At 68.0% G+C, this 8,648-nt stretch carries 10 protein-coding genes, 1 tRNA gene and 2 pseudogenes; 7 read left to right on the forward strand and 6 right to left on the reverse strand.

Annotated features, from left to right (window positions below):
- Window positions 1-210 precede the first annotated feature (210 nt).
- Both FV230_RS20205 and FV230_RS20210 read left to right on the forward strand, forming a co-directional pair.
- Window positions 211-666 carry an anaerobic typically selenocysteine-containing protein gene (locus FV230_RS20205; RefSeq protein ID WP_147729670.1) on the forward strand — a complete coding sequence of 152 codons (456 nt, stop codon included), beginning with the start codon at window positions 211-213 and terminating at the stop codon, window positions 664-666.
- A gap of 214 nt (window positions 667-880) precedes the next feature.
- On the forward strand, window positions 881-1,666 hold the full coding sequence (locus FV230_RS20210) for an SGNH/GDSL hydrolase family protein (RefSeq protein ID WP_243933858.1): 786 nt from the start codon (window positions 881-883) through the stop codon (window positions 1,664-1,666).
- Between the two features lie 8 nt (window positions 1,667-1,674).
- Here the strand turns inward: FV230_RS20210 and FV230_RS20215 are convergent, their stop codons facing one another.
- Window positions 1,675-2,025: a DUF2171 domain-containing protein gene (locus FV230_RS20215; RefSeq protein WP_147843660.1), complete on the reverse strand. Its 351-nt coding sequence runs from the start codon at window positions 2,023-2,025 to the stop codon at window positions 1,675-1,677.
- A gap of 260 nt (window positions 2,026-2,285) precedes the next feature.
- Between FV230_RS20215 and rocF the strand changes: the two are divergent.
- The 3 genes and pseudogenes from rocF to FV230_RS20230 all read left to right on the forward strand — a co-directional run bounded on the left by rocF (window position 2,286) and on the right by FV230_RS20230 (window position 4,326).
- Window positions 2,286-3,184: pseudogene (gene rocF, locus FV230_RS20220) on the forward strand (arginase).
- Window positions 3,181-4,065: an urease accessory protein UreD gene (locus FV230_RS20225; protein WP_147843661.1), complete on the forward strand. Its 885-nt coding sequence runs from the start codon at window positions 3,181-3,183 to the stop codon at window positions 4,063-4,065. The pseudogene rocF and the gene FV230_RS20225 overlap by 4 nt, the downstream one beginning before the upstream one ends.
- A gap of 187 nt (window positions 4,066-4,252) precedes the next feature.
- Window positions 4,253-4,326 (forward strand) — tRNA-Cys (locus FV230_RS20230).
- Between the two features lie 26 nt (window positions 4,327-4,352).
- Here FV230_RS20230 and FV230_RS20235 read toward each other — a convergent pair.
- Window positions 4,353-5,432: a tyrosine-type recombinase/integrase gene (locus FV230_RS20235; RefSeq protein WP_147843662.1), complete on the reverse strand. Its 1,080-nt coding sequence runs from the start codon at window positions 5,430-5,432 to the stop codon at window positions 4,353-4,355.
- Entirely contained in the window at window positions 5,429-5,707 is a 279-nt protein-coding gene (locus FV230_RS20240; protein ID WP_246689698.1) for a hypothetical protein, read from the reverse strand. Before FV230_RS20240 ends, FV230_RS20235 begins: the two co-directional genes overlap by 4 nt.
- A 220-nt stretch (window positions 5,708-5,927) precedes the next feature.
- Between FV230_RS20240 and FV230_RS20245 the strand changes: the two genes are divergently transcribed.
- Window positions 5,928-6,185, forward strand: coding sequence for a helix-turn-helix transcriptional regulator (locus FV230_RS20245; protein WP_147843666.1), 258 nt, complete (start codon window positions 5,928-5,930; stop codon window positions 6,183-6,185).
- Window positions 6,186-6,382: 197 nt separating this feature from the next.
- On the opposite strand, the gene FV230_RS20250 is transcribed toward FV230_RS20245, so the two are convergent.
- Window positions 6,383-6,610, reverse strand: a complete 228-nt coding sequence (locus FV230_RS20250) for a hypothetical protein (protein WP_147843663.1) — start codon at window positions 6,608-6,610, stop codon at window positions 6,383-6,385.
- 202 nt (window positions 6,611-6,812) lie between these two features.
- Window positions 6,813-7,016 carry a hypothetical protein gene (locus FV230_RS20255; protein ID WP_147843664.1) on the reverse strand — a complete coding sequence of 68 codons (204 nt, stop codon included), beginning with the start codon at window positions 7,014-7,016 and terminating at the stop codon, window positions 6,813-6,815.
- Window positions 7,017-7,213: 197 nt separating this feature from the next.
- Here FV230_RS20255 and FV230_RS20260 point away from each other — a divergent pair.
- Window positions 7,214-7,450 (forward strand): annotated as a pseudogene (locus tag FV230_RS20260) (DUF2171 domain-containing protein).
- Window positions 7,451-7,609: 159 nt separating this feature from the next.
- Here the strand turns inward: FV230_RS20260 and FV230_RS20265 are convergent.
- Window positions 7,610-8,038 carry a hypothetical protein gene (locus tag FV230_RS20265; RefSeq protein WP_147843665.1) on the reverse strand — a complete coding sequence of 143 codons (429 nt, stop codon included), beginning with the start codon at window positions 8,036-8,038 and terminating at the stop codon, window positions 7,610-7,612.
- Between the last annotated feature and the right edge of the window lie 610 nt (window positions 8,039-8,648).

An 8,648-nucleotide genomic window follows, 5' to 3' on the forward strand; every position in this document is an offset into this window, starting at 1 on the left:
CCCAGGCGCTCGAGGTGCTGGCTCACGCGCTCGGGCGCGCGCCGACGCTCGCCTCCGCCTACATCTGAGCGCCTGCCCGACCCCGTCGCGAGCCGCCGGTGCGGCGTCGCGTGCCGGAACTCGCCGGCGCCTGCTGCCATTCCGCTCCTATCCCGAGGCCGCGCGACCCCGCGCGATGCCCTTCGCTCACGCTTCTCCGGACGGACTTTCATGCAGCATCTTCGACGCGACCTCGCCGCGGCCGCCCTCCTCGTCCTCGGGACCGCCGCGGGCCATGCCCAGGGCAAGCCCCTGCCCGCGCCGTCGAGCGCCGTGATGCCGCCGGTCGAGCTGACGATCACCGCCGAGGGCGGCAAGCCGGTCTGCGCGCCGGCGGAGCTGCGCCTGCCCGCCAACACCGACGTCGCGCTGCACGTGGTCAGCCACGCCGACACGCCGGTGACGATCACAGCGGCGGGGCTGTTCGAGAACGGCCACGTGCTCCATGCCGACGGCGACCTCGTCCACGTGGCGAGCGAGAAGGGCTACCTGATCAAGCGGGACGGCCAGGGCACCCTGCGCGTGCGGACGCTCGAGGCCGGCGACCACGACTTCGCCTGCACCAGCACGGCCAACAAGAACGCGCCGTTCGTGGGCAAGCTCGTGCTCACGCCGCCGGCGAACTGATCGGCGAAGCCGACGAGCCGCGGCGCGGGCGTCCGAACAGGTATCACCGGAATTCAGCCTTAATTTTGCGTTACGAATTCAATCGGAATTCAACAGGTGTTGCAGACGGGACCTTTCGGTCGGCCCCGTAGGATCGTATTCGGATCCCGCAAGCCCGAACGCTCCGATGGTGCCCGTGCCGAACACCGCGTCCGCCCGCCGCGTCACGAAACCCCTGCGGGGACTGATTCGCGGCGTCGCCCTGCTCACCGGGTTGTTCGTCCTGCCGAGCGCGGTGCTCGCCTACGCCGACCTCCTCCCGGCCCCGTTCGATTTCGGCCTCGGCGATGCGGTCGCCGAGATCGACCTGCCGCACGTCGCCCGGCAGATCGCCATCGGCGCACCGCTGCGCATCGTCGCCTTCGGCTCGTCCTCGACCGAGGGCATCGGCGCCAGCACGCCGGCCAACGCCTATCCCGCCCGCCTGCAGGCGGATCTCCGCGCCGCCCTGCCGAGCGTCGCCGCGAGCATCACGGTGCTGAACCGCGGCATCGGCGGCGAGCACGTCGACGACATGCTGCGCCGGCTCGAGCGGGACGTGATCGCCGCCGAGCCGCAGCTCGTGATCTGGCAGACCGGCAGCAACGACCCGCTGCGCGGCGTCACCATCGAGCATTTCCGCGAGGCGACGGTCAGCGCCGTGCGCCGGATGCAGGAGGCCGGCATCGACGTCGTGCTGATGGAGCCGCAATGGTGCCCGAAGCTCGACGCCACCCCCGGCTCCGACCGCTTCCGCGACGCGGTGCGCGAGATCGGCGACGCGCTCGACGTGCCGGTGATCCGCCGCGCCGACCTGATGCGCGGCTGGATCCGCGACGGCAAGCTGACCCACAGCCAGCTCTTCTCCGCCGACGGCCTGCACATGGCCGACCGCGGCTACGCCATGCTCGCCAAGGCCGCCGCCGCCGCGATCATCGAGGATGCCGGCCGCGTCCAGGTCACCGAGGCGGTCGCCGAGTAGCGCCCGGCTCAGCGCTTCGGCCCGTCCGTCGGCTTGTCCGCCCGATCCCACTGCGCCTTCGCCTCGGCCGCCGGCTTCGTCAGCAGCACCTTGCCGTCCACCGTGCCGATCCACGCGATCGGCACGGCGTGATGGCGTCCGCCGGCATCCCGGTCGGTCTCGGCCAGGACGATGGTGCCGTTCTCGACCTTGTCGACGGTGCCGACATGCGCCCCGTCGGCGCCGACCACCTCCATGTGCTCGGCGATGCGGGCGGCGCCCGCCGCCGGCGTGGTCTGCGCCACGGCCGCGGGCGCGAGCAGGATCGCCGCGGCGGAGGCGAAAGCGCGGCACCCGACGGTCTGCAAACGGTTCGGCATGGGCGATCTCCCTCGCTGCGCCGCGGCCGGCGTCCCTCCCAACCGCCCGGGGCCCCGCCCGTTTCCCCGCGGCGGGCCGGCCGCTGGCCCGCGGCTTGCGCATACCCTATCGCGGCGTGAGCCTTCGCATGGCGGGCCTTCGTGTCGCCGGCCGTTCCCGGCCGAGGCCCGAGGCGGCGGCCCCGACACGGGCTCGTCGCGCAAGCGTGTCACGCCGCACGGCGCAGGAACCGGCCCGGTTCCGTACGGACGAGGTGGGGATGGACGGCCCGGAACGTATCGCGATCCTCGGCGCGCCGACGGAGGTCGGCACCAGCGAGCCCGGCTCCGTGATGGGCCCGGCCGCCCTGCGCACCGCGGGCCTCGTCCGCACCCTGCGCGACCTCGGCCACGCGGTGGCCGACCATGGCGATGCGGTGCCCGACGGGCCGGCCGACGCGGTCGGCAGGCCCGCGGTCGCGGCCTCGACCTGCCCGTGGTCGTCGGCGGGGATCACAGCCTGTCGCTCGGGACCGTCGAGGGGGCGATGCGCCACTGCGCGCGGACCGGCCGGCCGCTCTTCGTGCTCTGGCTCGACGCGCATGCCGACTTCAACACCCCGGAGACCTCGCCTTCGGGGAACCTGCACGGCATGCCGCTGGCGGCGCTCTGCGGCGAGCCGGGCCTGTCCGACCTGTTCGCCGACCCCGACCGCCCGGCCCTCGACCCGACCCGCGTCCACCTGTTCGGCCTGCGCTCGATCGATGCCGGCGAGCGGGCCCTCGTGGCCGCGCGCAACGTCGAGGTCACCGACATGCGCCACATCGACGAGTTCGGCGTCGTGGCGCCGCTCCGGCGCAGCCTGGAGCGGGTCGCCGAGGCCTCGGGCCACCTCCATGTCAGCTTCGACATCGACTTCCTCGATCCCGGCCTCGCGCCGGCCGTCGGCACCACGGTGCCCGGCGGGGCGACGTTCCGCGAGGCGCACCTGATCATGGAGATGCTGCACGATTCCGGCCTCGTCGGCTCGCTCGACGTGGTCGAGCTCAACCCGTTCCTGGACGAGCGCGGCCGCAGCGCCCGCGTGCTGGTGGAGCTGGTCGCGAGCCTGTTCGGCCGCCGCATCCTCGACCGCCCGACCCCGATCGCCGCCGTGCCTGCGCCCGCGACGCGCGGATGAGCGACCGGCTCGCCGTTTCGGACCGGACCGACGCCGTCTCGCCCGAGACCGCGCCGGCGCGCCAGCGCTCGGTCGGCCGGGTGATGCTGCGCGTCGCCGCCGACGGCGCCGGCACGGCGACGCGGATCGCGGACCTCGCCGAATCCGGCCCCTCGCGCCTGCGCTTCCCGCGCGCGCATGGGGGCGCCGCGGAGGCGATCCTGGTCAACACCGCCGGCGGGATCGCCTGCGGCGACGACTTCGCGGTCTCGCTCGCGCTCGAGGCCGGGGCCGGCCTCGTCCTCACCACGACCGCGGCGGAGAAGATCTACCGCTCGGACGGGCCGGTGAGCCAAATCGCGAACCGCGTCGCCCTCGGCCCGGGGGCCCGGCTGGCCTGGCTGCCGCAGGAGACGATCGTGTTCGACCGCGCCCGCCTGCGGCGGCGCTTCGAGGCCGATCTCGCCCCCGATGCCGGGCTCCTGGTGTTCGAGGCCGTGGCCTTCGGCCGGGCCGCCCGCGGCGAGCGGGTGGAGGCGGGGCTGTTCGAGGACGTCTGGCGCATCCGGCGGGGCGGCCGCCTCGTCTACGCCGACAGCCTGCGCCTCGACGGACCGATCGCCGCCCGCCTCGCGCGGCCCGCGATCGGCGGCGGCGCCAGGGCCTGCGCGACGGTGCTCGACCTCTCCCCCGGGGCGGAGGCGCGCCTGGACGAGGCCCGGGGCCTGCTGGCGGAATGCGGCGCGAACGCCGGCTCGGGGGTCGAGGCCGGCGCGAGCGCCTGGAACGGCCACCTCGCGATCCGCCTCCTCGCCACCGATCTCGGGCCGCTGCGCGCCGTCGCCGCCCGCCTGCTCGTCCGCTACCGCGGCGTGGCGCTCCCGCGGGTGTGGCAGGCCTGAGGGCTCGGCGGCTTTCGACGGCCGGCGGTCCTTCAAAAGCGCGAATGCCCGACGATCCTGCGGAGATACGGCCTCGCGCCCGTTGCTCAGCGCCCGCCTCGTCTGCTAGAGACCCCTCACCCCGCGCCGGCCGCCCGGCACGGGATCTTGCGGGCGCCCCGTTTCGACGGCCGCGCCGGAGCGACGAGGCCTCGTGGCGGAGTGGTTACGCAGAGGACTGCAAATCCTTGCACCCCGGTTCGATTCCGGGCGAGGCCTCCACTACCTGCCTGTGAGCATTGATTTCATTAAGATATTTCGTCTGATTTTCCAACCCTTTCGATGCGGGTTGGAACCGCACGCGCGCTGAGCTTCGTGTTTGCGGCCTGCGAAAGTCGGCGTTGGTTCGCCTGTTTCGTGTACCGCTCAACCTCCGCCAGGGACCGGTGACCCGTCACTGAGGCGATCTCATGGGCCGTACAACCGGCTTCAGCGAGCCGACGAGCTGCAGCCTTCCGAAGGCCGTGGGTGACGCAAACCTCTGGAAGGCCGGCCGCGGCGATTGCATCGGCCATCTTGTTGCCGAGCCCCTTGGCCGTGAACGGTTTGTCGTAGGCGGTCGTCAGGATCGCGAGGTGGGCGATCGGCCAGTGCGACAGCGCGACTAACAGGTCAGTGTGAAGGGTGAGCCATAACTTGGTCCCGGTCTTCTCCTGGGTGACCGAGATTTCCTGCCCGGCCGCGTTCACGTCGCGCCACGACATCCGGGCGACGTCCGACACCCGCTGGCCGGTGTAGAGCAGGAGCGCAAAGGCTGTCCGCTGCTGGGATCCGAGCGGCCACCGCGCCTCGAAGCCGGCGATCTCTTCATCTGTCCAGGTATGGTGCTCACCCTCCTTCAGCTTCTTGATGTGCAAGGTCGGGTCGTCGCGGCGCCAGCCCAGGTCGATCGCGAACTTGATCAGGATGCGGAGCTTCTTCAGCGCGTCGTTCGCAGCCGAAGGGCGGTCGACGCGCTTGGCGGTGATCCGATTCACGTGTTCTCGGCGGAGATCCGCGACACTGCGATGTCCCAGGGTCTCCAGGCGGATCAAGCGCTCTATCGCCAAACGATAGGCCCGCTTCGTCGGGGCCTTGAGCGCCTGGAAATCGACGCTCTCAAAGTAGCTGGCGAGCAGCCGGTCGAAGGTCCCCGGCTCGCCTCGCTCCTTGCGTGCGGCCGGAACAGCTTTGTCGGCCTCGGCGATACGATAGGCCTCCATGAAGGCCTCCGAGCCCGGCGGACCAGGCAGTGGGGACCGCTTTCCGCCGGGGCGTCGGAAGTAGTACCGCACCGTGCCGTGACGGTCCTTGAAGTGATCGATGTAGGGCAGTTGGATCCGGCTCATTGCCAATCCGCAAAGGTATCGCCATCCGCCTCGGCGTTAGCGCTCTGTCGCTCGGGAAGCGCTTCGAAGAAAGCCTCAAGCTTGACCCGATCCCAGAGCACACGGGCGTTAATCTGCTTCGGCTGCGGCATCCGACCGTCTCGCACCATCTCATCGAAGAGGCTCGGCGAAACGCCGACATGGCGCGCGGACTCGATGCGGGACAAGCCGCGCGGCGCGAAGGCCGGCTGGTATCCGTTCTCAGGCAGTCGAGGTAGCTGCAGCGCCTTAGGCACTTCCTTAGCCTCTATATGATGTGACCAAAGCGGTGCAGTACGGCACTTACGTGGATCCTGAGTCCGGCAGCTTCGATCCGTAGGTGAACTCGTAAACGGATAGCTGTGATGATCGACGTTGCGCGTGTGCACGGAAGTGGCTAAATGCACACCGATAGTGTGGTGTCGCTCAAAAAATGTCAACGTTGCTGCGCACGAAAAGTGCGACCTGTTCACGTCTATGATTACTCCAGCGCAATGTCGCGCGGCGCGAGCCTTGCTCGATTGGAGCCGGGAACAGCTAGCTACTGCTGCGCGGATTGGCCTGCGTACCCTCGTAGATTTTGAGCGCGGCGCCCGCGATCCTCATCACGCCACGCTCGATGCGATAGAGCGTGCTCTGAGAAAGGCTGGTGTGACCACCGACCTCACAGAGGGAAACGGTTTGGGCGTTCGGCTAATCGGAACAGATGCTGATACTCGGTTCAATGGCGGGTAGGACAATGTGTTAGTTGTGGCGTCGATTGCTCGGTACGCCGACAAGCTGCCTGACATAGAGGACACACGACGACAGGCTGGTGTGGGCTAGTTCCCTATGCGGTGCCTGTGATGCTTCGTGCCGGGTCGTCGTGTGAGAGTCGGCGCAGTGTGGAACAGGAAGCGCCGGCGCCGGCTTATGGCCTACTCTTTGCCGTTTTACTGTAACCGGTGCGGATCGGCGTTTGCTCTGATCCAGCGTGGCGAAAGGATGTCGCCGTCCTCGGTGATGATCCAGGGCTGGGCGTCGTCAGCCTGGATGCTTTCGGCTGCAGCCGCGAGCGCCTCACGCAGTGTCGAGAATTCGCGTCCGAGCGCAGTACGAGCCTGCTCATGGCCCGGCCAGACGGTCAACTCAGCGCGCTTGTCGAGGTCGGCGAGTACCATGCATGTGCTCCGGTTCATCGCAGAAGCGGAGGTGTCTGCCGCTCCATGATGATGGGCATGTGGCGGTGTGGTTACTGAACCGTTTCGCGGGCTGCGCGCATTGAAATGATAGAATGGCGCATGGGCACAGAGAGCCCTCCGGTTAAAACGGAACGGCCTTGCCCGCTCCCACGGAAGCAGAAGCGGGCTTTTGCTAGCGATGCTACTCGGCTGCCTCAACCTCTGTGTCGTCGGCATCGAGGATGCCGTCGAGGTCGCCCACCAGCGCGTCAAGCTGCTCGGACGTCGAGCGGATCTTGAACCGCGTCCCGTCCTCAGCCTCAACCGCGATCTCGACGTGGTCGCCGACCTTGGCCGCCAGCGCCTGCTTCAGGATGTACGTCGTCACGTCTGCCTTGTCGGCCATGCCAGATCCTTCACGTTTGCCGCCGGCAACGCCCGGCTGTCGGGTTGGCTGATGCGGCAGAACCTCACGCCGAGGTAGGCTTCTCCCGAGCTATCCGGTTCCTCCACAGACCGAGAAATATCTCAGGGACCCGATCGTGAAGGGATGCGTTGGCCGGCGAGTCGACGACCAATCACGGTCGGTTGAGGAACGCAGCCATGATCGACACTACGAAGATCCAGGAACACATGCCGGTCTCCGGTTCCGATGGCGGCCATGTCGGCACGGTCGATCATCTCGACGGGCAGCGCATCTAGCTGACCCGCACTGACCCGGACGCGGAGGGCGTGCATCACTTCATCCATGTCGACTCGATTGATGCCGTCGAGAATGGAGAGGTGCGCTTGAACAGGACTACTGCCGAAGCCAAGGACGAATGGGGCACAGCGGAGTAGGCCTAGAGAACGCCATGCGGGAGGAGGGAAGCCCTCTCCCGCTCTCACAAGTTGTCCGGCCACCTGCCTGATTTAGGCTACGCCTACCCGTCTGATTGGCCCGGGATGGTAACGCCATTCCCAATCAGCTGCTGATCCCTAACCCGCCTTCTCCCTACGTTACTCCGTATCAGCAGCTGATCGGTTCGGAAGTGCCGGCAGACCGTTCCGATCCCGCCATCTGTTTCGAACGGCAGGCTCGATCCGTCGCAGCATGAAGTACCTATCGAGATCGACGCCGACGCTCAGGACCATCTTGTCGAAGACTTCGCCGGCCTGGGTAGCGCTGAAGCCTGCGTCGGTCAGGAGATCGACCATCGCCTTTCGGACGACGGTACGAGCCCCGTCGTGCTTCGATCCCCGGTATTGCATCAGCATCAGGAACAGCCCGATACGAGCGATGTCATCCCGTCGCGGGGCGTTCTTGGCTTTGCGCTTCGCATTGGATCCGGCCTGCGAAGTAGCATGGCGCTCGTTGCGATCGATCTCGTACTTCGAGAGCGGCTCGGATTTGATGACGGCGGTTTCGGTGGTGGTCGCAAGGGGCATCGAGATGGCTCCGGTATGTGGAGCTCCGATGATCTGGGCAAGGTACGAAAGTCGAAATGACCTTGGTATTCAGGAGTCGAAAATAATTTGCGTCAGCGGCTGATCGGGTCGGGTTGCGCCTTGCCCTGTCAGCCTATGTGCGCACGAGGTCAGGCCGATGCCGGCCTCAGAAAGCTCGAAGGCACCCTTGCTAAGGGGGCAAGGCAGGCCGCGCTGAGCACCAGCGTTAGCCGAACGCTGTTTTAGCGTAGGGCATTCGGAGACCTCTTCGTAGGATCTATCCATCATGATCTTAGCATGCCCACGAGAGTCGATCCTACCAGGACGGCACATGGCTGTCTCATGGTCAGGATCCTTGGTGACTGGGCGGAGTTCACAGCCGAGATGAACCGAGCTGCTTAGCTGTTCGTTCATACGAACGGCGCTTTCCACGCGCCTGTCCTTTCGAGATCCCATGCGCGCACTTCTTTGTGGCGCTGCTCTGTTCGTCCTCGCGGCGGTCGGCGCTTCGGCACAGCCTTACGACGATCGGCGCCCCCCCGCCCCACCGGATGGCGACTTCGATCGGCCACCGCCGCCACCTCACCGCTACCGGCCGCCGCCGGACTTC

It is taken from the genome of Methylobacterium sp. WL6 (genome assembly GCF_008040095.1).
In the GTDB taxonomy this organism is placed as follows: domain Bacteria; phylum Pseudomonadota; class Alphaproteobacteria; order Rhizobiales; family Beijerinckiaceae; genus Methylobacterium.

Excerpts from the sequence above, each read along its gene's own strand:
- FV230_RS20265 (WP_147843665.1), bottom strand. The coding sequence starts at position 8,038 with ATGCCCCTTGCGACCACCACCGAAACCGCCGTCATCAAATCCGAGCCG.
- FV230_RS20250 (WP_147843663.1), bottom strand. The coding sequence starts at position 6,610 with ATGGTACTCGCCGACCTCGACAAGCGCGCTGAGTTGACCGTCTGGCCG.
- FV230_RS20245 (WP_147843666.1), top strand. The coding sequence starts at position 5,928 with ATGATTACTCCAGCGCAATGTCGCGCGGCGCGAGCCTTGCTCGATTGG.
- FV230_RS20215 (WP_147843660.1), bottom strand. The coding sequence starts at position 2,025 with ATGCCGAACCGTTTGCAGACCGTCGGGTGCCGCGCTTTCGCCTCCGCC.
- FV230_RS20255 (WP_147843664.1), bottom strand. The coding sequence starts at position 7,016 with ATGGCCGACAAGGCAGACGTGACGACGTACATCCTGAAGCAGGCGCTG.
- FV230_RS20205 (WP_147729670.1), top strand. The coding sequence starts at position 211 with ATGCAGCATCTTCGACGCGACCTCGCCGCGGCCGCCCTCCTCGTCCTC.
- FV230_RS20225 (WP_147843661.1), top strand. The coding sequence starts at position 3,181 with ATGAGCGACCGGCTCGCCGTTTCGGACCGGACCGACGCCGTCTCGCCC.
- FV230_RS20235 (WP_147843662.1), bottom strand. The coding sequence starts at position 5,432 with ATGAGCCGGATCCAACTGCCCTACATCGATCACTTCAAGGACCGTCAC.